The organism is Mesorhizobium calcicola (assembly GCF_042682105.1).
GTDB classification, from domain to species: Bacteria; Pseudomonadota; Alphaproteobacteria; order Rhizobiales; family Rhizobiaceae; genus Mesorhizobium; species Mesorhizobium calcicola.
Window position 1 is genome coordinate 277,761 of the sequence record NZ_JBHUGY010000003.1, and the last position, 22,462, is coordinate 300,222.

The following is a 22,462-nucleotide window of genomic DNA, read 5'->3' on the forward strand; positions in this document are numbered from 1 at the left end:
CACTGGAAGAACTTGGCTTGGGTTCCCTAAACCCGGTCCGGTACTGTCGCTGACCAGTGCTTGCCCTCAATCAAGGCTTTTGCGACCTTGGGGATCAGCTTACGAACCGCGGACACGGCCGGAGAGCGGTCATCTTTCGGGTTGACGGCAAGCACAACGGAACGGGTGATCACCGGATCGATGATCTTGACCGTTCGGACCTGGCCTTGAGACGCCTCTTTCTGGATGGCCGACGGGGTAAGGATGGAATACGCCTTTCCTTCCATGACCATATTAATGATCGTGGAAAGGGAGTCGACTTCGAATCTGACGTCCAGAACACAACCGTGTTGGGCAACGACATCAGCCACCGAACGCCTGACATTGTTGTTGCGCATGGGAACCGCCAGCGGAAACGCGTGGAGGTCGGCGAGCGGAATTGAATCTTCGAAAGGCGGTTCACCCGGCGGCACCACCAGGAAAAATTCCTCACGGGCCAGTACTGTCATTTGCCCCACGCTCTCGGCAGTGCGGTAGAGGACAGCCAGATTGAACCGGCCAGCAGCCATCCACTCCTCGAGCGGTCCCGTCATGCCCTCGATCATCTTAAGCGAGATCCTCGGCAATTCGCTTCTTACCGCTTCAAGCAAGGGACCGCTAAGGACGCGGGCGGCTCCGGACGGAATGCCAATGGTTACCTCTCCGGAAGGAGCGGCTACCGAGTTGGTCAGTTCGGCCTCAGTGAGCTGAATTTCCTTCAGGATGATCCGCGCTCGCTCAAGCAGCTTGTCTCCCGACGCCGTGACGCTGACACCGGTTCGATCGCGAACCAGGAGTTGGGTGCCGAATCCTTCCTCCAGCTGCCGCACATGCAGGCTTAGGGCGCTTTGAGCAACGTTGAGGGTCGCAGCTGCCTTCGTGAAACTGCCGGCTTCGACGACGCCGACAAAGTATCTTAACTGCCTGATGTCCACGATGAACAATTTCCAACCGGGGCATGATCCCCAGTGCCTTCATATCTATCTCGAAACGAGATGGCAGGCAAGTAACAAACCGTAGATTACGGCGAGAAAACCAGCCTGTCCGGTCGCTGGATTAAAGGCTCAGTTGCGGCTAGCGAGAGTCAGGATCTCGTGGGCGCGCCGCACCACTGGCGGATCGACCATCTTGCCATTCAATGAGAAAGCAGACAGGCCCCGCGCGGCGGCATCGTTTTCCGCCGCGACAACACGATCGGCCCACTCGAGTTCCTGGGCGCTTGGCGAGAATGCCACATTGAATATGGCGACCTGTGTCGGATGGATAGCCAAAGCTCCGGCAAAGCCAAGGCGCCGCGCATGCCTCGCGGCTTCCCGCAGTTTTTCAGTGTCGGAAAATTCGCTGATGCTTCCAACAAATCCTAAAGGAAGCAACCCAGCCGCACGGGCAGCGAACAGAACGGAAAGGTTCGGGGCCAACAGAAGGTCGAATTCCGGCGCGCCGCCGACAGCGGCGCTGAAGTCTTCAGGCCCCAGCGCCATTGCAACCATCCTTGGATGGGCCGACGCAATGGCAGCGAGCCGTTGCAAAGCGCCCGGGGTCTCGATCTGGGCAAGGAACCGGATGCGTCCCTGGACAAGATTTCTTTCTCGTTCAAGTTCCGATATCGCATTCGCAATCTCTAACACCCACTCCGCTGAATCCGTCTTCGGAAGAACAAGTGCGTCAACACCCGCTATGACGGCTGCATCGAGATCCGCCGCCAACGCGCGCAAACCACGATTGACCCGGACCAAAACCGAAGCACCCCTACGGCCCACCTTTGCCACGGAGTCAGGCAACTCCCGGCGGGCCCCGCCCTTCTGATCCTGGGGAACGGAGTCCTCCAGGTCGAGAATGACGCCATCCGCACCCCGCTCATGGGCCGTCTCCACAAAGCGTGGAACGTGAGCGGGCACGAAGAGTAGGGATCTCCAACGGGGTACAGACATCGCGCCTTCAACGGCCGGGAGGGTATCCTTAATCATAGGTCGCCTCTGCGGTCGACTTTAGCGAGGCCGGCAGCGGTAAGCTTGCTGGTCGGCCGATGACTGAGTGATCCGAGGTAAACAGGCTTTTCGTAAACCGCGAGCAGCCTCACCTTACTCAGACGCGCGCTCACGCTGACGCGGCTCTTTCGCGCAAAAGCCCCAGAACCTCATCGCGGATAGCCTCGGTGTGAGCGCCAAGAGCCGGAACTGGTCGCAACGAGGGGCGTTCAGAGTTGAAAATCGCGGCCGGCGCTATCGCGTCGACGGTTCCTTCCGGTGTGCCAACCTGCACCCTGCGAATGTGTGGATGCCTTGAAACATCCGCCACTTCGTTTAGTCGGCCATATGCCAGACCGGCCGCCTCGAGCTCATGCATTGCTTCGTGGCAGGACAGTTCGGAAAAGCGCTGTTCAATGATCTCATCAAGTTGCGCACGATGACCAAGGCGCTCCATGTTGTCGGCAAAACCCGGTGCGCGTGTGAGCTCGGGTCGCTTAAGAAACTTCTCGCAGAAATTTACCCATTCGCGGTCATTCTGGACCGAAAAGATGACTTCTTTGCCATCAGCGCAACGATATGCACCATATGGCGCCAGCGACGGATGTTTCACGCCCGCGCGTACCGTGTGGTAGTCGCTGTAGTCGTGTTGCAGAACCGGAACGTTCATCCAGTCGGCGACGGCATCGAACAGTGACACCTGGATGCTTGTCCCTTCGCCGGTGACCTCGCGATGATAAAGCGCCTGAAGAATCGCACTATGCGCTGTCATGCCCGCCGAGATATCGCAGACCGACACCCCCACGCGCGCGGGCCCTTGTTGGTTGCCGGTGATGGCGCATAGACCTGATTCGGCCTGGACGATGAGATCATAAGCCTTCAAATGGGAGTACGGCCCTGTCTCTCCGAAACCAGAGATGTCGCAGGTGATCAGCCGGGGATATCGTCGACGGAGATCCGCAGACCCAAATCCCAGTTTTTCGATGCTGCCCGGCTTCAGATTCTGGATAAAGACGTCAGCACTGGCAATGAGCGTTTCCAGGACGGCGCGGTCCGCTTCCGACCTCAGGTCTAAACAGACTGACTCCTTACCCCGGTTGAGCCAGACGAAGTAAGCGCTCTGTCCCCGCACCAGCTTGTCGTAGTTGCGGGCAAAGTCCCCCTCGGGCCGTTCGATCTTGATGACACGGGCGCCCGCGTCCGCAAGGCGCGACGATGCGTAAGGCGCGGCCACGGCCTGTTCCACCGCGACGACAGTGACCCCTTCAAGAGAGTTCTGCATGCGACACCCTGCTTTTCATCCCACGTTTTCGTTTTGAGTCCGACGACGGTTCAGCATCGCGAGCAATCGATTCTGTTCGTTCCCAACAATTGAGAATGCCTCGTCGACACCCATTCCGGGCTTTGCAAGCATCATGTCGGCCTGGGTCGCCACCGACACGTGGACAGAGGCTTGGGCGGAGAGGTCTGTCTCGGTACAGCTTCCCCCGACATACGCTCCGACCTGGTTTTCCTTGCAAAGGAGAACGGCTCGAGCTGTGTCGGCAATTGAGCCGACATCGGGCGTCTTGATTTGAACGAGATGCGTAGCCTTGGCTTCGGCAAAGAGCCGAATATCCTCAAGCGTATTGCATCTCTCATCCACGACAATGCGGGCGCTGGAACCCCGGTTGTCCAAGATCGATACGATCTTGGCGTAATTCTCAATTTGAGCTTGCGTCGAACCAAAATCCGCCGGGGACTCGATGTTGAGCCTGAAATCCGGGACGGTATCTGCAACCTTGCAGATAAAGTCGGCGATCCGTTGCGGCTCGAGGCCGATCTCCTGGCCGATCCAGCCATACACATCGAAATGCAGCACTGGATGATAGCCCGGGTGGCCGATTTCGCGCGTGCGGGTTGCAACCCACGTCACGAACTCAATGAAGGTTTGGCCGTCGACGCCGAATTTCTGCCGCGAGTTGATCAGGCCGTGGGGGAGCACATCCACGGCTTTCAATATCATTTTATCTACATTGATTTCGCGAGCATCGCCGCTCTGGCAGTAAATCGGGACTTTCCGTTGAGGCACCGGCAAGTTAAACTCAGCACATATTATCTCTGCCATCGTCATGCGGTGGAGATGAGCGGCTGCGCGAAGAAGAGCTTGGCTGACGCCATACTCTACCGCTAGAGGTAGCCGCCGATGTTCAACCGACTGAAAAACTTTCGTGCAAGAATCGCGAAACCGTGAGGCATCAACTTCAAGAAGACGCGGTACAACCAAGCGTGATATTAGACTTGAGATTTGATTGACGTCGAACAGAGGATCGCGTCCACCGGCACCAGAATACTGAACGTTCATCATGTCGCCCCACACAATGGTGTCGTCAGCAAGGACGAGCCCGACGCTGAGCGAAGATGCTGGAATGCGGATGGACTTGAACCCAGGCGTTGTCGGTGCTCCGACATAGATGAAGCCGTCCTGGAATGCGCCGGACCTAATGGCTTCCTGGTCGTCATAAAAGAATGCGCCGTTGCCGGGCGCGAGCAGGACATCTGTGATCTGCACTTTGTTTCGCTCGATTTGTTCCAAACACATTTGTGGCCAGATCTGGTCCACCATTAACTGTTCAACTATGCGTCACTTGGCATTGAGTTCGCCAATATAAAGTCAGGGTCGGTGCCATCGCGTTTTCAGATGGCCGGCGCCCGCCTCAAGAAGAGTCCTAAGCACCAAAGTCTTGGAGTAATCCCAAAAAACGGTACGCTGGAGTTTCCTTTGAGCCAGCTGACCTGGCCCTTGATGACCTGAACCACCTTGACCGCAGATGTGTGCGCAGAGTTGGTCCATCCGACGCATCAGATGCTCCTTCACAAATCTCATAGCCACTACACAGGGTCCGGCAGAAGCAAACGAGAGATAGCCCGTTCTTTTCAAGCATCATGATCCGCGTCCTGGCGTTTTCCCGCCAGAACGCTAGTGGTCGAAGATGGGCGATTCATCGTTTCAATATCCGGATTGACCGGCCATGAATTCGGTTCGGATCACTATCAATCAATAACGAAAAGCTTTCGGGGAACGTCAGCGAGGAATTCTGCATTCCCTTCGGTGATCAGGATGCTCTCGGTGATCTCGATTCCATAATCGTCATTCCAGATTCCTGTCATGAAATGGAACGTCATGCCCGGACGCAATTCGGTCTGGTCGCCTTCCCGGAAGCTTGCCGAGTGCTCGCCCCAGTCTGGTGGATAGGCAAGGCCAATAGAGTAGCCTGAGCGGCTCGTCTTGACGATGCCATAGTTCGCGAGAACGCTCGTGTACGCGTTCGAAATGTCTTCACAGGTGTTCCCGGCAACGGCCATTTCCAGGCCGGCCTCCATCCCCTCTAGGACACCCTTCTCAGCGTCAAGAATCTGCTGGCTCGGCTGGCCCAGGAAGTACGTCCGGGAAAGCGGGCTGTGGTACCGTTTGTGGACGCCTGCGAGTTCGAAGAAGATGCTCTCGTTGGCCCGTACCAGTTTGTCGCTCCAGGTCAGGTGGGGTGCTGCGGCGTCTGCGCCGGCGCCGATCATCGGCACAGCAGCAGGATAGTCACCCCAAAATCCATCCACACCACGCGTGGCAGCGTCGTAGATGCTGGCAACGATATCGGATTGTTTCACGCCTGGCCGGAGTACTTCCGTGATGCGCTCGTACATAGCCCCGACGATCTTGCCCGCGCCCCGCATATATTCGATTTCCCGCGGCGATTTTATGATCCGCTGCCAGTTGATCAGCCGGTAGGCGTTTTTGAATTTCGCGTTGGGGAGGGATGCCGACAGGGCTTCAAACGCGCGCGCGGTACAGAAGTAGTTGTCCTTCTCCAGGCCGATGGTAGCCGACGCATAACCCTCCACGGTGATGATTTCGGCAAGCACCTCCATCGGATGAATAGCGTCGTTCTGAACGTAATGGTCAGGATAGGTTTTGATCCGATCCTCGGAAAGGAACGCTGTGCGACGGCAGCCGTTGGCATCGATGCCACGGCCGAACCATAGGGGGTCATTGTTCTTGGACACCACGACGCACTGGGGAACGTAGAAAGACCAGCCGTCATACCCTGTAAGCCAGTTCATGTTGGACGGGTCTGTCACGACCAACAGATCGAGACCCGCCTGTTCCATCGCCTGGCGGGCTTTGCCGAGACGGTCCCTGTATTCTGCTAGCTCAAACCGTAAACTTTCCGCACTCATAATTTCCACCGTCTGGTTCCAAATGGGGACTTTCAAACACAACAACGCCCGCACGGCTTAGCTCGCAGTCCGTCGATATCCCATTGCCTCAGGCGGCCAAAATCGTCTCGGCTAGGTTGACCCAGTAGCCCAACCCGTAGGGCAGCGCCTCGTCGTCGAAATCGTAAGAAGGGTTATGGAGGCCTGCCGTCGCCCCGTTGCCAAGGAAGATCATGGCACCCGGACGAGCTTCCAACATGTAGGCGAAGTCCTCGGATCCCATCAAAGGCTTGGTCCTGTCGTTCACGGAGTTCTCCCCCACCAGACCACGGGCCGCCTTGAGTGCCCGGAGAGTGCCCTCGGCGTGGTTAAACGTGAGAGGCTCGAGGCGTCGGTGGCGATACTCGATTGCCGCCCCGAATCCATTGGCGATGCCTTCGGCACATGCCTTGATCCGATGCTCCGCAAAATCGCGCAACGTCGGCGACAGGCTCCGGACCGTACCACCCAGCACAACTTGGTTCGGGATCACATTATAAGCGTCGGCCGCATTGAACCGCGTGACCGAGATCACCAAAGCCTCGGTAGGGTCGGTATTGCGGGACACAAGGCTCTGGAGGCCTACGATAATCTGCGCTCCCACGACCACCGGGTCAACAGTCAGGTGGGGCGAGGCCGCGTGCCCCCCCTTCCCCTTGATAATCACATCAAACTCATCAAGGGCGGCTAGGATCGAACCGTCACAAATCGCGAACGTCCCGACATCAACACCTGGCATGTTGTGCATGCCATAGACCTGGGTGATCCCGTAACGCTCCATGAGGCCCTCCTGCACCATTTTCTGGGCACCCCGGCCATCTTCTTCCGCCGGCTGAAAGATCAGTACAACTGTCCCCTTGAAGTTTCGGGACGCCGCGAGGTGTTTAGCAGCGCCGAGTAACATGGCAGTGTGGCCATCGTGCCCACATGCATGCATGAGACCGACCTCGGTAGAAGTCCACGGCTTACCGGACTCCTCGGTGATGGGCAGGGCGTCCATGTCAGCCCTGAGCCCAATAGCCGGTCCTTCTCCGCCGACCCCCTGAATGACAGCGACAACACCTGTTTCCGCGATCCCGGTTTCGATATGGTTGATGCCGAACGACGCCAGTTTCTCCGCAACAAACCTAGCCGTGTTGTGAACTTGGTAGCCGAGTTCTGGATTTTGATGGAGGTAGTGACGCCAGTCGGCGACCTCGTTGCGCAGCCCCCGAAACTCTTCAATACTGCGCATATGCAACATCCATTCTGAATCTCCAACCGCTCGCCACAACTTCGCTGCCTACAGTCTGCGGTGTCTAGTCCTTGTTATCCCGTTATAAATCGGCGTTCGAACAAGCGCGGAGGGAAACTCGGCCGAAAGTTGCATACGACCTCGCGTTTCGTACAGTCGAGGATTAATCGACCGGGACCTTGGGTCAAATCCAGTTTTTGGATTGTCCTCATCTCGCCGCGAGATGGGGCCGACGCCACAGTCCCGACAAATTAGGTGTGGTTCGCATTGCCTCGCCTGAATTGTTCCTGCCATAGTCTGATTGGCTACGCCGCATTTGTATAGCACGATCGAATCAGATGACGTGGGGAAGCGGCGCGACGCGAACCGCGCTGGTGAGCGTAGTGGTGCTCTTCGAACTCATCTCGACAAGATAAGAGCGGCGCGTCGGGTGTAGCGCGCCGGCTCTACGAGGAGGCAGTTCATAGGGCGATCCCTATTCGCAAAAGCGTATGGAGCTCCTCCCGCACCGCGGCATTAAAAGGACTTGCATTACAAGACGGGGGCAAAGCCATTCATCCCTATTTGCGGCCATAGCCTTTCCAAATCGCGATGGCAAAATGGAGCGAATGCCTCTGCCTTGATCAGGACAGCACGTCGGTCGCAGTGACTGAGTTGAGTCAGAAAATGGCTCATGGTCGCGACCGTCCCTGGCTTTGAGCATAACGCTCTCAAGAAGGTCGATGCCGACGGACGGTGTCGTGCCGCGAAAAGGGTCGGAGCTGCTGCTTTCATCCGCCGAGTTCCCATTAGCTGATTGTCCCGATTCGAAACGCGGCTGTTGCCTACGCTGAAGAGGGCTGCGCGGTCAGATCAAATCAACGAAAAGGCGATAGCGGGTCACTGGGGGGGGCAGGTAGCGGCTGTCGTTAACCACACCGGCTCGGCGGCATTTGCGACCATCTCGCTTCCAGATGACGAGGGTGCAAAATCAGTATTTGACGACGGCATTCTCTCAAAAGATGCTCAATGGACACAAATCGGTAGTAGAAGTACACGCGGAGAGGAACGATGTGCGCTCACGACTTAAAGATTGGGGCAGCTGAGTGACGCCGCTGCTCCAGTCCAGCCCCCAGCTTGGCATCGGTAGCCTCATCTAGAGACCGTGTAGTTGGCGACAGTAGAGTTAAAGATGATGGTGAGATGCGGTGCCGTCCGAGATTCCAAATACACTCTAACTTCCGACAGATGCCGCAGGCAATCATAGCCAGCTGTAGCAACGCCAGCACAATGTTGTGGTTGAATTGATTGCTCGTACGATTGTCATTTATAAAGATGGAGAACTGCCAATGTCTGCATTTGGTCTGGACGAATATCGTGCACGAACAGCTCGACTTCGCAAAAAGATGGCCGATCGAGGAATTGATACGTTGCTCGTGCTAGAAGAGTCTAATTTGAACTATCTGACTGGATATGCGGGATATTCTGACTACGTTCCGCAAGTTGCTTTGATCTGCCAGGACGAAGAAGATCCTTGGCTCATTATGCGCGAACTCGATACTCACGGCGCAGCGGTCGAGTCGTATCTTCCGGAATCACGCATCCTTAGTTACGCAGAAAAATACATCGGTTCCAAAGAACTTACGGCGTGGCAGCCCATTGGGGAATTCGTTCGTGATCGCACAAAATCGACGCGTATCGGGGTCGAGATTTCCGGCAAAATGCTAGGGTTTAAGGGATATGCCGCTTTGAGCAAGAGCTTGGGTGTGGCGGAATTTATCGACGCTGATGGGTTGGTCTCCACTTTGAAGGCAATAAAATCGCCTGCTGAACTCACTTACATGGAGCAGGCGGGAAAAATCGTCGATAGGGCGATGAAAGAGGCTCGGAGTCTGATCGCAGTTGGAGTGCGCGAATGCGACGTCGCAGCTGCCGTGCAGCATGCCTTGACCAGCGGCACGCCTGAAATTCCAGGCGGCCCTGGTCCTATTTCAATGCCAAATATGGCGATCGGCGCACCTGCAAACCAATGCCATAGTAAGTGGGGCGACGGGGCCTACAAGATGGGCTGCCAGACCAATTTCGAGATGGGTGCTTTCCGCCATCGGTATGTCTGCGCCATGTCACGGAGCATATTTTTGGGTGAACCATCCGCTCGGTCACGCTACGTGCACGAAGCTTGCCGGGACGGGTGGCTTGCTGCCTTTGAAGCGTTGCGGCCTGGAGTTAAGAGCAGCGATGTCGAGCGAGCTTTTCGGCGCGAGTTTGGCCCCCGTGGAGTCCGGAAAGAGTCTAGGATTGGCTACTCCATCGGCCTCGACTGGGTGGATGGTGGCCCGAGCTTCATGGAGGGAGATGAGACTGAAATTCTGCCCAATATGACCTTCCATCTTCTTATTGGAATCTGGGAAAAAACGGACGGTTACATCTTTAGTGAGACCGTTCGAATAACCGAAAATGGGGCAAATTCTTTCAGCAGTATGCCGCGGGATATGCTGATAAATCATTGATCTTTGCTTTCTGCGGAGCGCCACCCTGCGCACCGACTGTCTGCCCGGAGACGCGCTGGCAAGTCAATTTCTTCAGGCGCAATTGGACAGATCGATTTGCCGTAGGCATATAGGCATACGACCAAGGCCGCCTACTGACGCGTACCTTGAGGCGTTAAGTGTCCGCTTGGATTAGGTGGACGCTTGGCGAATGAAGTCTCTAGCTATGAGCAGCCCTCGACGATGGAAGCGAGCACGTTTGCGGCTCTGCCGCGCCGCCGGTTCTGTCGCAAATCCTGACTTTGGTCACGAGGAGACGTTTTAACGCTATCATTCAGGCGGCGAGGATCTCGAACTGCTCGGCGATCGACGGACGTGGATTGTAGGCAAACCTCGCCTGTCGTTTGCGCATCATGTGAACCATCTCGATGCAAGCAAAAGAAATCACACCGCTTCCTTCACCGCACTCAAAAATTGCTGAGTGCGTTCCTTCTTTGGGTTCCCAAACAGTTCACTCGGTGTCCCTTGTTCCTCGATGTGGCCGCCGTAGAAGAAGCATACGCGATCAGATATATCCTTAGCAAACCCCATCTGGTGCGTAACCATGAGCATTGTCAGGTTTTGCTCGGAGACGAGCTTCCTGATCACGCTTGTTACTTCGCCGATCACTTCGGGGTCGAGCGCCGACGTGACCTCATCGAACAGCATCACTTTTGGCCGCATGGCAAGAGCGCGAGCGATCGCGACGCGCTGCTGCTGGCCACCTGATAGACGAGAGGGATGCTGATTGCGTTTGTCGGCCATGCCGACCATTGCCAGCAATTCCTCCGAACGCTCTCGTGCTTCCCTCTTCGAGAGTCCAAGGACATGCACGGGACCTTCCATGCAGTTCTCTAGAGCCGTCATGTGAGGGAACAGGTTGAAGTGCTGGAAGCACATGCCAATTTTAGAACGCATCTTGCGCAGGTGACGCTCATCGGCGGGTGCTAGATTGTTGCCATTCCGCATATGTGTGAGCGGCTTTCCGTCGACATAGATGACGCCACTGTTGATGGTTTCAAGTGTCATAAGCATGCGGAGAACGGTCGTCTTTCCCGATCCTGAGGGACCAATGATTGTGACCATCTCTCCCTCGGCGATGTCGAGATCGAGCGCATTCATCACCACCAGGTTGCCGTAGCTCTTTGAGACTTGCTTGAAACTAACCATTGGCACGGCGCTGCCTTGAAGTTCCAGCGGAAAATCGGACATAGATTGCCCCAGCATCAGTTCATTCCAAGTTTGCCCCGGATCCACACCTCGAAGAGGCGTATACCGGCGGCGGTGGGAAGCGAGATGGCCAAGAATATAAGACCCACCAGCGTGTAGGGCTCGAGGAAACGATAGGTTTCAGAGCCGATTGCATTCGCGGTGTGCATGAGCTCGGTGACGCCGATGACGGAGAGCATCGGCGTGTCTTTAAAAATTCCCACAAGATAGTTGCCCATGCCGGCAAGCGATGGCGGCAGCGCCTGGGGAATGATAACGCGCAAATAGGTGCGCCGAGTTGACAGGTTGAGTGAGGTCGCGGCCTCCCATTGCCCCTTGGGCACGCTGTCGATTCCGCCTCGATAGACCTCCGAGAGATAGGCAGCGTAGTGCAGGCCAATCGCAATCATCCCTGCGACCCAAGGCGAGAGCGTAAGTCCGAACTGAGGGCCGACATAAAACACAAAAAAAATCTGCAGCACGAGCGGCGTCGAGCGGATAAATTCCACGATCTCGCGCACGGCCACGGTAACCCCGTGGGAGCGCGTGCGTTGCGAAAGGGCGATTGCTAAGCCAAGCACAACTGCGATGGCATATCCCAGACCGGCCGCCAGCAAGGTGTTCCCTGTGGCGACTATCAGGCGGGGCAGAATATCCCAGGTGAAGTCCCATCGCCAATCGAACACGGTTCAGGCCCTTCCCATCTTCCGCAGCATTGATCGCTCGAACCAGCGCATGAACGGCGTTATCAGGAAGCGCGCAATGACATAGTAGATGATCAGCGCGGTACCGAACGCCTGCACCGACATGAATGTCGTTCCATTGATCTGCTTCACCTCAAACATCAAGTCGGTCACGGCGATGAGAGCCACAAGAGCGGTTGCCTTCAGTAGCTCAATCAGCAGATTGCCCCAAGCCGGCAACATAATCACGACGGCCTGAGGCAGGATGACCCGTCGCATTCGCTTGGCTGGAGACATATTGATTGCAAGCGCTGCTTCCCATTGACCTCGTGGGACGGAAAGGATCGCGCCACGCACGAGTTCAGCTCCGTAGGCGCCGAGATTCATGCCGACGGCTATGAAACCCGCCGTGAATTTCTCCAGCGTTATGCCGAAGAGCGGTAACACGAAGAAGATCCAATAAAGTTGCACGAGGAGAGAGGTGCCGCGGAAAACCTCAATATATATGGCGGATAAACCTCGGGTCAGCGTATTCGTTGACATTCGCATCAACCCGACCGCCACAGCGATTGAGACGGCCAAAATCGCAGCGAGGATAGTCAGCACTACCGTAACCAGCGTGCCGCTTAGAATCCGATCCCCGTATTTAAAGGCGAATTCAAAATAGGACATGCCGATCAAGTCTTTCCTCGGGTCCGGTGGGTGCAGGACCCAAAAGATGACGGGCCGGCGAAGCCGGCCCACCATGCTAAAGTCTAACGGTTAGCGCAGATCCATTCGGTTTTTGCTTCGCCCGGCAACCAATCCTTATCATAGCCGTATTTGGCCACCGCCGTCATCATCTCCTGCGAGCCTACATAATCCTTCAGCGCCGCATTGAATTCGTCTACGAAGTCTTGATCCGCCTTAGTGAAGGCGAGGCCGCCCCAGTTGAACGAATCCTTAGGCATCGCCGCCGAGTTGGTCGCCTCCAGTTTCCCACCGCTGCTATCGGCCAGCTGTTTCACGAGAATTGGCGTGCCTGCTCCTACGTCTGCGCGCCCGGCCTGCATAGCAGCCAAGATTTCGGTAGGGCCTGGCACCTCCATGATTTTCGTCGCGTCGACGCCCGCAGCTTTTGCGTGGGCGATGTTGGCATACCCAGACCCAGTGACCATCGTGGCACCCGTGTCATGAATGTGTTCATAGTTGACAAGGCCCTTTGGGTTGCCCTTCGGAACGAGGAAAGCGTCTCCCATCTTATAGATCGGCTCCGAGAACTTAACGTTCTCGCATCGCGCGGCCAGGATGAACATGCCGCCAGTAATGATGTCGAAACGCCCCGCATTCAGGCCAGGGATAAGACCGCCCCACTCCGTCTGCACCGGCTCGATCTTTTCATAACCCATTTTCTTTAAGACAGCGAGGGTGATGTCGTTGACGAACCCCGTAGGCTTTCCGTCCGCCGCTGAATATGCGGTCGGCACTTCATTAGAGTAGCCGATGCGAATCGACTGGCCGGCAGCGACGCGGTCTTTCAGTGGACCGGATGCTGCTGTAGAGGCAGCCATAGCGCTCAGTGCGATGGTGGCCACAAATGTCGTTATGATTGCCTTCATTTCAAGCTCCCATTATTGCGTGGTTTCCACGGACGGAGCAGAGATGCATGTGGTCCGCATCGGTGGATACCGATGCAATCCCACGAAACGCTTCATCTGAGCGGCCAACTCTGCATGGCCGGAGAATCAGACGGGCGGGGGGCTGAGTCAAATGCAGTGATCATATTGTGGCCATCTTAATACGAGATGACTCGTTCATTCGAGACGCAAAAAGGCCCGCTCCCGGTTCCTCAGCGGTATTATCACGGAAAGGCTGAGAAGCTAATTAGGTCAAGTTCAGGGCTGAGCCTCCTCCCGCTTCGATTATCCTCATAGAAAATTATAAGAGTTATGTCGTGTCGACTACAGATCTCTGGTCGATCTGTTGGTCTTACTCGGTGTCTTCCGCAATTCCTGAGAATATACTGTCGGAATGCCGGTCTCATGTAACTGCCCGCCGCGGCCCAGCCGTCGGTGGCTACGTTTAGGTCCGCTCCAAAAAACAATTGAACCTAATCTAAGCGGCATTCCCGCCACGACTTTAGCTTAGGATTGAACAAGGGGTGAGCGCAGCACGATAGTCAGTTTGGGCAAATTGCGTAGCTGAGCGGGCCGCTTGACTTGATATGCCATGCCGCTGACGCAAGGGGGTCGACGGCGGATCTCTATCTCAGAAGGCGAACAATCATCTGATAGCGGCGGAGACGTTGGAAATCCAATCCATTAGGCTTCTCGCGAAACTGCGCGGGACGAAGAGGTCGCACTGCGACGACCCGGTGCGCAACAGCAGAACGGACACGCGATGAAAACAAACTTGAACCCCCTCCCCCTCTGGCAGAGAGTCCCAATCAACAACGACGCATCGCTCCAACACATGCTTGATGTTTCGGCCGGAAAGCCGAAGACGCACCCTGCCTTCGCCAAGCGCGAGCTTACAGCCGAGCTCAGGATCGATATCAATGGGAGGCGGCGGTGCATCGGAGAGCAGCCAGAACCGGTTCGGCGCAATCCGCATAACAAACTTGCCGTCTTTGTATGCGGTCTTACCGACCTTCGTGGGGAGCTGCCCGCCGAGCTTGGTCGCGAGGTCGGCCTCAAAACGGGCCATGGCTTCGTCCCAGCCATGGAACTGAACGATCCCGCAATCCTGCGACGCTATCTCGAAGCCGGGTTGGTTAGTACCATTAGCCATGGAACCAATCTCCCTTCGGGTCGAGGAATGTGGGTGAGACTACACGGGCTCGCACCGCCTCGCCTTTCAGGGGATAATGAGCGATAAACTCGGCGCCCTCCTGCGCTGCGCTGGAGGCCAGCAGCCCCAACCCCACCCACGCGTCGAGTGTGGGACTGTATGTGGTCGAAGTAATACGGCCGAGCCCATGGCCCTGACCAGGTTCGTTAGGCCTGAACAGTATCGCGCCACCGCGCAACCGCTTGCCATCCTCAACGCAACGCAGCCCGACCAACCGTGGCCGCTCAGGGTCGCTGAACGCTTCGCGCCGACCAAGTACCTCGCCGACAAAGCCGCTGCGTTTGCCCTCCATGCGGCGTAGCCCGAGGTCGTCGAGCGTCGTCCTGCCATCGATCTCCGGCCCGGCGACATGACCCTTTTCGACCCGCAGAGCGCCCAAGGCCTCAATACCGTAGGGCTTGAGGCCGAAGAGCGCGCCGGCATCCAACAGATGACACCATGCTTCCCTGCCTACGGTCGCCCCCACATAGATTTCATAAGCCCGCTCGCCCGAAAAGCTGAGACGAATGATGCGAAGGGGCCTTTCTCTATACCGTCCTTCAAGAAGACCCATATGCGGCAATGCGTCATTGGACACGTCCAAATCGGCAAAGGCGGCGGCGAGGATATCGCGGCTCTTGGGACCAGCCACCGACATCGCCGCCCACTCGTCGGACACCGAGGTTACCGAAACGCGCAGGTTCGGCCAGGCGGTATCGAGCAGAAATTCGAGCCGAGACATTACGTCCGCGGCCCGAGCGGTTGATGTCGTCATAAAAAAGTGCTGGCCGCCAACCCGCGTGGCAGTGCCGTCGTCGAAGACGATGCCATCATCGCGCAACATTACGCCGTAACGCGCGCGACCGACCGGCAGCTTGGCAAAGCCGTTAACATAGACCCGGTCAAGGAATTCAGCCGCATCCGGCCCCTGAACAGCGATTTTGCCAAGTGTCGAAATGTCCATCAGGCCGGCCGCCCCCCCGCACATTTCGCATTTCCGCGACATACGCCTCGTTCACGTCGCGGCCAGAAGCGCGGTAAAACCAGGGTCGCATCCAGAGGCCGGTCTCGAGCATCTCCGCGTCATTGGAAACATGCCAGTCATGCATTGGCGTTCGGCGAAACGGCTTGTAATGATGGCCGTGACTGAGCCCAGCCAGCGCCCCGACGGCGACCGGCGTAAAGGGAGGCCGGAAAGTCGTTGTGCCAACTTCTGGGATTGCCATGCCGCGTAAGCCGGCCATTACGGAAAGCGCGTAGAAATTGCTTGTCTTTCCCTGATCGGTGCCCATCCCCAGGGTAGTGTAGCGCTTAAGATGCTCGACGGACTGATATCCCTCCTGATGCGCCAGCTCTATGTCCTTCACGGTTACGTCCATCTGCAGGTCGACGAACGCCTTGCCTCGGGCAAGGTCCATCTTCCTGCCAACCCCGTCGCCAACCTGCCTTGAGAACCTTTCATCCTCCGACGGAGGAGACAAAGGGGGTTTTGCCAGCAAACCTAGGTTCTCATCTCCCGCTACGCTAAGTCCGGCATTAGTCTTAGGAGGATCAAGCTGGACCCGCGCCTGCGATGATCTCGTTGCATCGCAGAACGTGAACGCTTCGTTCCCTGCACGATGCCCCTCGTCGACGGCAGTTCCCTGGGTGAAGTTTCCAGTTACTGCACCGGCCACGAACTGCCCCGCTCCGAGCTTGCCAGGAACGAAGGCCCGAATGTCTTCTCGATAAACCGGTTTGATCCCCAGATGAGAGGTCAGATGCACCGTTGGAGACCAACCGCCGGAAACCGCTAACAGATCGCATTCCAGCGTATGCCTACCGCTGGGTTCGAAAAGCATCACCGCACGGACACTTTGACCTCCAAGAGCCTTCGCGATCGTCGATTTCGCGCGGACGGCAACGCCTCCGCGGCGCGCCTGCTCCAGAAGTTGATGCGCAGGCTCGCTCCGGCTATCAGCTATCGTGACTTTCGCCCCAGCCGCTGCAAGATCGAAGGCCGCGCTGTAGGCGCTGTCGTTATCAGCCGCGACAAGCACCTTCTTGCCCGCAAGCACGCCGTATCTATTAAGATAGGTGCGCGCTGCCGAGGCGAGCATTATGCCGGGCCTGTCATTATTCGCAAAGGTGAGCGGACGTTCGATCGACCCCGTACAGTAGACAATCGATTTGGCGCGCAAAAGCGCCAATGTTTGGCGCGCTTCACCTCGTCTCGGGTCAGCGGATCTTGAGCTGTGCCGCTCCAAAAGCCCGAGCACATTGCCGTCATAGGTGCCGAACGCGCTGGTGCGCGTCATGAGGGTAACATTTGGCAGGTCTGCGAGCCGGGCCAACATTCCAGCAAGCAAAGCCCCAGCTTGGCCATCCGCAGGCTCTGATAAAAGGGAGCCGCCGGCGATAAAATCCTGCTCCGCGAGCACGACCTTGGCGCCTGCCTCCCCTGCAGCAAGCGCGGCCGACAGTCCCGCCGGTCCAGTCCCGACCACCGCCACATCGGCGAAAAGGTGACGGACTTCGTATTTGTCAGGATCGCGCTCTTCCCCGGCGCGGCCGAGTCCTGCCGCCTTGCGGATGAAGTGCTCGTAAAACATCCAGGAACGCCGAGTTGGTCCCATAAAGGTCTTGTAGTAGAAGCCGGCCGCTAAGAACGGCGAGAACCAACTATTGATGCTTTGTACGTCGAACTTCAGAGATGGCCAGCGATTCTGGCTTTCTGCCACCAAGCCGTCCACCAGTTCCACCGTGGTTGCCGGCAGGTTTGGCTCGCGCCGTCCGCCGGTTCCTAGAGTCACGAGCGCATTCGGCTCCTCGGATCCAGCCGTATATATTCCGCGCGGCCGATGATATTTGAAACTCCGGCCAACGATCTTAACTCCGTTGGCAAGCATGGCCGACGCCAGGCTGTCCCCGCGAAAGCCCGTCATCGCCTTGCCGTCAAAGGTAAATGCAACGGGTTGCGAACGATCGATCCGTCCGTGTTTGTTCAGCCGCTTCATGCCAGCGCTCCCCTGCTGAAATTCACTGAAAGGATCTTATGATTGACGGTATTGCGCTCGACGATTAGCCACTGCCGGCAGCCCATCACATGCTGCCAATATTCCCGATGGATCCCTGCCGGGTTGTCTCGCACGAACACGTAACGGTACCATCGCTCGAAATCGGGATCATTTTGGGCAGGACGAGGAACCGACGCGTCGCCGGCATAGCGAAACTCATCGTGATCGCGCGGACCGCAGCAGGGGCACTTGATTTGCAGCACTTGGGGTCAGTCCTATTATTGCAGCCAGGCGAACGGGCCGATGCCGGCTTCGTCGATGGTGCGTCCAGTGCGGAAGCGGTCGAGGCCGTATGGGGCGATAAGCGGATGAGGTGAGCCTGTGGCGAGTGTGTGGGCGAAGCACCAACCCGAGGCGGGAGTAGCCTTAAAGCCGCCATAACACCAACCGCCATTCAGGTAGAGGCCATCGATCGGCGTTGGACACATGATCGGGCTGGCGTCGGGCGTCATGTCCATCACCCCGCCCCAGTGGCGCAGAATGCGTAGGCGAGAAATGCAGGGCATCAGGGCGACCGCCGCCTCGGCGACGTCGCGCACGATGCCAAGATTGCCGCGCTGGGCATATGAATTGTAGCCGTCAAGCGCGCCACCAAATACAAGCCCGCCCTTGTCAGACTGACTGACGTAAAAATGGTCTGCACCATAAGCAACCGTCTGATGCACAAGCGGCTTGATCGGTTCGGTCACGAAAGCCTGAAGAATGTGGCTCTCGATCGGCAGTTCGAGGCCTGCCTTGCGGCCTAACGTCGAGGTGTGCCCCGCCACGGCAAGCCCAACCCTGCCAGCGCCGATTTGCCCCCTCGTCGTTTCAACGCCAACTATACGCTCACCTTGACGGATGAAGCCCGTCACTTCGCAATTCTGGATGATGTCGACACCATGGGCATCGGCGGCACGCGCATATCCCCAGGCCACTGCATCGTGACGCGCCGTTCCAGCGCGGCTTTGCCAGTGCGCGCCGTAAATCGGAAAGCGCGCGGTCTCCGAGTAGTCGAGATAGGGCACCATCCGCCGGACCTCGTCTCGGTCGAGCACTTCCGCGTCGATCCCGTTCAGCCGCATCACGTTGGCGCGATGACTAAAGGCGTCGAGTTGATCAGGCGAGTGGGCAGCGATTAACTGACCGCGCTGTGAGAACATCACGTTGTAGTTGAGCGTCCGCGACAGGTCCTCCCACAACTTCAACGAAAATTCATAGAACTGGGTGTTGCCGTCGAGCAAATAGTTGGACCGAATGATTGTTGTATTCCGGCCGACGTTACCGCCACCAATATAACCCTTCTCAACGACGGCTATATTACGTATACCATGGTTCTCGGCGAGGTAGAACGCGGCCGCCAACCCGTGTCCACCGCCGCCCACGATGATGACATCATAGTTCGACTTCGGGTTGGACGCGCGCCAGGCGAGAGGCCAGTGCTTTTGCCCCGTGAGGCCATTGCGCAGAATGGAGAAAACCGAATAGCCGTGCATGCCGAACCCGCTATCTTATGAGCAGCAGACGAAAAGAACTGCAGAGTTTTTCCGCGCCCCGCTTGATGATGAATAGAGATTTGCGCCCCGGCCCGGCGCAAGACGGAAATTGTTTTTCGGCACAGGGTTTCGACTTTGTGTTCAAGGGGCCGTCAATTTGGACCACTTCCACCTGTATGCGCCATTCGGGCTATGGTACACCAACATAGAGTCTCGAAAGGTGCCATCGCGTTTTAAGATGGCCACGACGCAGTCGAAATGAGATCGTTTCTTGGATCACCCGCTGCTAAGCCACAGGCTGACCTCCTTCTTCCACAACCTCCGTGTCGAACTGGAGATCGCCGAGATGGACACTGCGTAGCCCGCCAAGTGAAAATATCGACCGATCAATTCTTTTGGCAGATCTCGAAAATCGCTCTCGGAGTTTTCGTTAGAAAAACGGCACCGGCCTTTTCGACGACAACGCAGTCAGAGAGAAAATGGTCATTCTGCCCATCGGTTACCCAGGTCAGCAGGTGGAATACCATCGACTCGCGGATTGGCATCAAGCTCGCCTCATGCAAACTCTGCACGCCAGGGCCGCCAGTCCAAGTGGGTGGAAAGGAAAGGCCGACCATATATCCGCAGTGAGGGGCTCGGGGGCTAACATTCGCAGGGTCAAGGCATGCCTTCCAAGCGGAATAAACGTCGCGAGCAACACGATCGGGCTTAAGAGCGGCCAGGGCGGCCAAATGGGCTTGGTGGCTCACTTCGCTTAATCGCTTGGCTGACGCGGATGCGGAACCAATGTAGCCAAACCTCGCCATCGGCGCATGATAGCGATTTACGCAGCCCGACAATTCCAGAAGAAGCGGAGCACCATCTTTGAGAGGCTGGTCGGTCCACGAGGTGTGTGGCTCTGATATCCTGTCCCCAGATCTCAGGAATGGGGGGAAGCCTGGGCATTGTCCTCCCGCAGCGATCATCGCACTGTAGATCTTGGCAGCAACAGTGTTTTCGACCACCCCCTCACCGGCTTCACGCAGACCGGTGGAAATCATGAGATCTGAAATCTCCGCAGCGCGCCTTATCTGCTCTAACTCGAAGGGCGATTTTACTTCTCGCAGACTCTCTACTAAACCCGATGCATCGGTGATATGAGCTTTGGGAAGATACGATTGGAGGGGGGCGTCAATTTTAGCCGTAACGGCACTGTTTCGCTGAAGCCCAATGCGCGCGTCCTCCCCTGCAGACGAGACAATTTTCGCCGCTATTAGCGCGGAGACATCATCCGTGTCAGTGTATCCAGCAAATTCAACGCCTGTAGTCTGCCGAGAAACCGTCGGTGCCTCAATGTAGCGTGCGAATAAAATTGACCCAGTATCTGGAAACACGAGCAAAGCATGAAGGGCAAAATAACCCTCATAATCAAGACCGATAAGGTAATAGATATTCTCCGGGCTTGTGAATACAGCTACATCAATTTTGCGCTCCCGGCAGGCCTGCTTGACCTTTATTATCCGACGCTCATGCTCAATACGTGCTGAAATGGCGTATTGATCCATCTCGGGCTCCCCCCATTGAGTGAAATTATTAATAGCGGCCCTTTGGGCCGACTGTGTTTTAGATTTAGTTTTTACAAACACGCTTATAGGCGGATAAAGGACCATCTAGTTGCCCGAATTCCATGACGGCGAGCCCTTGTGCCGCTTGGAACGAATATGAGGAGGCATAGTGGAACCGGTCAAATGCTGTATTGATATAGGCCCCATCTAGCGTCTAGATCGCTTTAGGGGCCGCCCGCATCGTCTGAGCCACGGAGCTTCGGAGCGGGATGCGGTCACGCCGCGAGCTTTGTCTCGACAAGTCTGATCCAGTAGGATGTCCCGTAAAGGATGGCATCGTCATTAAAGTCGTACGCCGGGTGGTGCAAACCAGCACTATCGCCGTTGCCACAAAGGATATACGCGCCTGGGCGAGCTTCGAGCATATAAGCGAAGTCTTCTGCTCCCATGACTGGTCGGTTTTCCGAAACGTTTGCATCGCCAGCTACTTTCCGAGCAATGCTCCGTGCGAATTCGGTCTGCTCGGCATGATTGAAAGTGACAGGGCTTCCGCCCGTGAACGCCAACTCCAGTTTCGCGCCGCTCATCTGGGACGCTGCGGCAACAATGTCGGCAAGGCGGGTTTTGATAAGCTGGTGCACTTCAGGCGAGAGTGAGCGTATAGAACCCCGCAGGACTGCTGACTGAGGAATGACGCCTGGCATGGTGCCAGCGTGAAATTCGGTGATTGAAACCCCTGCCGCTTCGAGTGGATCAATGTTTCGGGCCACGATTTGCTGCAGCGCTGTGATGAGCTGGGCACCCACAAGCACAGGATCTATACAGTCTTGCGGCGTGGACGCATGTCCCCCGCGGCCCTCAATGTTGATTTCCAGGGCGTCATAGGCCGCCATCATGGGACCGGACCGAATCCCGAATGTGCCTATCGCCATTCCCGGCCAATTATGCATCCCAAACACTTCGGATATAGAGAAGCGCTCCATGAGCCCATCCTTGATCATGGCAGCAGCGCCTGCTTCCTCTTCTTCAGCAGGTTGGAAAATGAGAACGGCATTGCCCACGAAATTTCGCGTTTCAGCGAGGTAGCGCGCCGCACCCAGCAACATCGCTGTATGCCCGTCATGACCGCAGGCGTGCATCTTTCCCGGTACCGTGGAGGCATACGGGAGGCCGGTTGCTTCCGGTATCGGCAAGGCATCCATATCCGCCCTTAGTCCAATAGACGGGGGGGCCTCCAAGCCGCTTGTCAATTGACCTTTGACCACGCCAACAACGCCTGTTCGCCCGATTCCTTCTACAACCTGGTCGCAGCCGAATTCACGGAGACGGTCAGCAACAAAAGCCGCGGTCCGCTGAACATCGTAAAGAAGCTCGGGATGTTGATGGAGATCTCGCCGCCACCCAATGATATCCGGTTGCAGATCCGCCACGCGATTGACAATGGGCATGTGACGCCTCTCTGACCTACGGCCTGCAGGATGGCCCAATCGACCCCAGAAGGGTATACACCCATCCCGCTATTCCTGCAGAAATGAAGCGTCAAATTCCGTGTATAGATGGGTATGATCTGGAATTAAGATCGTTTGCTGCCGATAGACTGCCAACATTGGTTCCCGCCCTGATACTTAAGGGCGATTGCGCGAACATGCCCCTCTTCGGGAACGCCAGGATGACGTCAGCTGGCATTGTACTCTGAAGACGGGCGACTTCACGCCACATCTGCTCGCG

Annotated in this window: 18 protein-coding genes and 1 pseudogene; 1 reads left to right on the top strand and 18 read right to left on the bottom strand. The window is 56.8% G+C overall.

Translation table 11 applies throughout. From position 1 onward, the window contains the following. Nucleotides 1-26 precede the first annotated feature (26 nt). From ACFSQT_RS02555 to ACFSQT_RS02580, 6 genes are all read right to left on the bottom strand, one after another. Nucleotides 27-953 (bottom strand): LysR family transcriptional regulator, encoded by a 927-nt coding sequence (locus ACFSQT_RS02555; protein WP_379016849.1) that lies wholly within the window; start codon nt 951-953, stop codon nt 27-29. Nucleotides 954-1,082: 129 nt separating this feature from the next. Then, nucleotides 1,083-1,985 carry an HpcH/HpaI aldolase/citrate lyase family protein gene (locus tag ACFSQT_RS02560; RefSeq protein WP_379016850.1) on the bottom strand — a complete coding sequence of 301 codons (903 nt, stop codon included), beginning with the start codon at nt 1,983-1,985 and terminating at the stop codon, nt 1,083-1,085. 130 nt (nt 1,986-2,115) lie between these two features. Next, nucleotides 2,116-3,267, bottom strand: coding sequence for a CaiB/BaiF CoA transferase family protein (locus ACFSQT_RS02565; RefSeq protein ID WP_379016851.1), 1,152 nt, complete (start codon nt 3,265-3,267; stop codon nt 2,116-2,118). 15 nt (nt 3,268-3,282) lie between these two features. Beyond that, complete coding sequence (locus ACFSQT_RS02570) at nt 3,283-4,536, bottom strand: methylaspartate ammonia-lyase (RefSeq protein WP_379016885.1); 1,254 nt, start codon at nt 4,534-4,536, stop codon at nt 3,283-3,285. A gap of 482 nt (nt 4,537-5,018) precedes the next feature. After that, nucleotides 5,019-6,200: a M24 family metallopeptidase gene (locus ACFSQT_RS02575; protein ID WP_379016887.1), complete on the bottom strand. Its 1,182-nt coding sequence runs from the start codon at nt 6,198-6,200 to the stop codon at nt 5,019-5,021. Between the two features lie 88 nt (nt 6,201-6,288). Beyond that, nucleotides 6,289-7,452 (bottom strand): M20 aminoacylase family protein, encoded by a 1,164-nt coding sequence (locus ACFSQT_RS02580; protein WP_379016852.1) that lies wholly within the window; start codon nt 7,450-7,452, stop codon nt 6,289-6,291. 1,328 nt (nt 7,453-8,780) lie between these two features. Between ACFSQT_RS02580 and ACFSQT_RS02585 the strand changes: the two genes are divergently transcribed. Then, nucleotides 8,781-9,941: a M24 family metallopeptidase gene (locus ACFSQT_RS02585; protein WP_379016854.1), complete on the top strand. Its 1,161-nt coding sequence runs from the start codon at nt 8,781-8,783 to the stop codon at nt 9,939-9,941. Between the two features lie 313 nt (nt 9,942-10,254). Here the strand turns inward: ACFSQT_RS02585 and ACFSQT_RS02590 are convergent. The 12 genes and pseudogenes from ACFSQT_RS02590 to ACFSQT_RS02645 form a co-directional block, all read right to left on the bottom strand. Beyond that, a pseudogene (locus ACFSQT_RS02590) lies at nt 10,255-10,350 on the bottom strand (IS6 family transposase); the annotation flags it as partial. Between the two features lie 14 nt (nt 10,351-10,364). Further along, entirely contained in the window at nt 10,365-11,186 is an 822-nt protein-coding gene (gene ehuA, locus ACFSQT_RS02595; RefSeq protein WP_379016855.1) for an ectoine/hydroxyectoine ABC transporter ATP-binding protein EhuA, read from the bottom strand. Beyond that, nucleotides 11,186-11,854, bottom strand: a complete 669-nt coding sequence (ehuD, locus tag ACFSQT_RS02600) for an ectoine/hydroxyectoine ABC transporter permease subunit EhuD (protein WP_379016857.1) — start codon at nt 11,852-11,854, stop codon at nt 11,186-11,188. The genes ehuA and ehuD overlap by 1 nt, the downstream gene beginning before the upstream one ends. A gap of 3 nt (nt 11,855-11,857) precedes the next feature. Further along, complete coding sequence (ehuC, locus tag ACFSQT_RS02605) at nt 11,858-12,523, bottom strand: ectoine/hydroxyectoine ABC transporter permease subunit EhuC (protein WP_379016889.1); 666 nt, start codon at nt 12,521-12,523, stop codon at nt 11,858-11,860. An 83-nt stretch (nt 12,524-12,606) separates the two neighbouring features. Then, nucleotides 12,607-13,449, bottom strand: a complete 843-nt coding sequence (ehuB, locus tag ACFSQT_RS02610) for an ectoine/hydroxyectoine ABC transporter substrate-binding protein EhuB (RefSeq protein ID WP_379016859.1) — start codon at nt 13,447-13,449, stop codon at nt 12,607-12,609. 664 nt (nt 13,450-14,113) lie between these two features. Further along, complete coding sequence (locus ACFSQT_RS02615) at nt 14,114-14,620, bottom strand: sarcosine oxidase subunit gamma family protein (protein WP_379016861.1); 507 nt, start codon at nt 14,618-14,620, stop codon at nt 14,114-14,116. Beyond that, entirely contained in the window at nt 14,613-15,623 is a 1,011-nt protein-coding gene (locus ACFSQT_RS02620) for an aminomethyl transferase family protein (RefSeq protein ID WP_379016863.1), read from the bottom strand. Before ACFSQT_RS02620 ends, ACFSQT_RS02615 begins: the two co-directional genes overlap by 8 nt. Further along, nucleotides 15,571-17,655: a 2Fe-2S iron-sulfur cluster-binding protein gene (locus ACFSQT_RS02625; protein ID WP_379016864.1), complete on the bottom strand. Its 2,085-nt coding sequence runs from the start codon at nt 17,653-17,655 to the stop codon at nt 15,571-15,573. The genes ACFSQT_RS02620 and ACFSQT_RS02625 overlap by 53 nt, the downstream gene beginning before the upstream one ends. Next, nucleotides 17,652-17,918 carry a sarcosine oxidase subunit delta gene (locus ACFSQT_RS02630; protein WP_379016865.1) on the bottom strand — a complete coding sequence of 89 codons (267 nt, stop codon included), beginning with the start codon at nt 17,916-17,918 and terminating at the stop codon, nt 17,652-17,654. The genes ACFSQT_RS02625 and ACFSQT_RS02630 overlap by 4 nt, the downstream gene beginning before the upstream one ends. A 15-nt stretch (nt 17,919-17,933) precedes the next feature. After that, nucleotides 17,934-19,190, bottom strand: coding sequence for a sarcosine oxidase subunit beta family protein (locus tag ACFSQT_RS02635; RefSeq protein WP_379016867.1), 1,257 nt, complete (start codon nt 19,188-19,190; stop codon nt 17,934-17,936). Between the two features lie 386 nt (nt 19,191-19,576). Further along, nucleotides 19,577-20,734 carry a M24 family metallopeptidase gene (locus tag ACFSQT_RS02640; protein WP_379016868.1) on the bottom strand — a complete coding sequence of 386 codons (1,158 nt, stop codon included), beginning with the start codon at nt 20,732-20,734 and terminating at the stop codon, nt 19,577-19,579. 275 nt (nt 20,735-21,009) lie between these two features. Next, entirely contained in the window at nt 21,010-22,182 is a 1,173-nt protein-coding gene (locus tag ACFSQT_RS02645) for a M20 aminoacylase family protein (protein ID WP_379016869.1), read from the bottom strand. Nucleotides 22,183-22,462 lie beyond the last annotated feature (280 nt).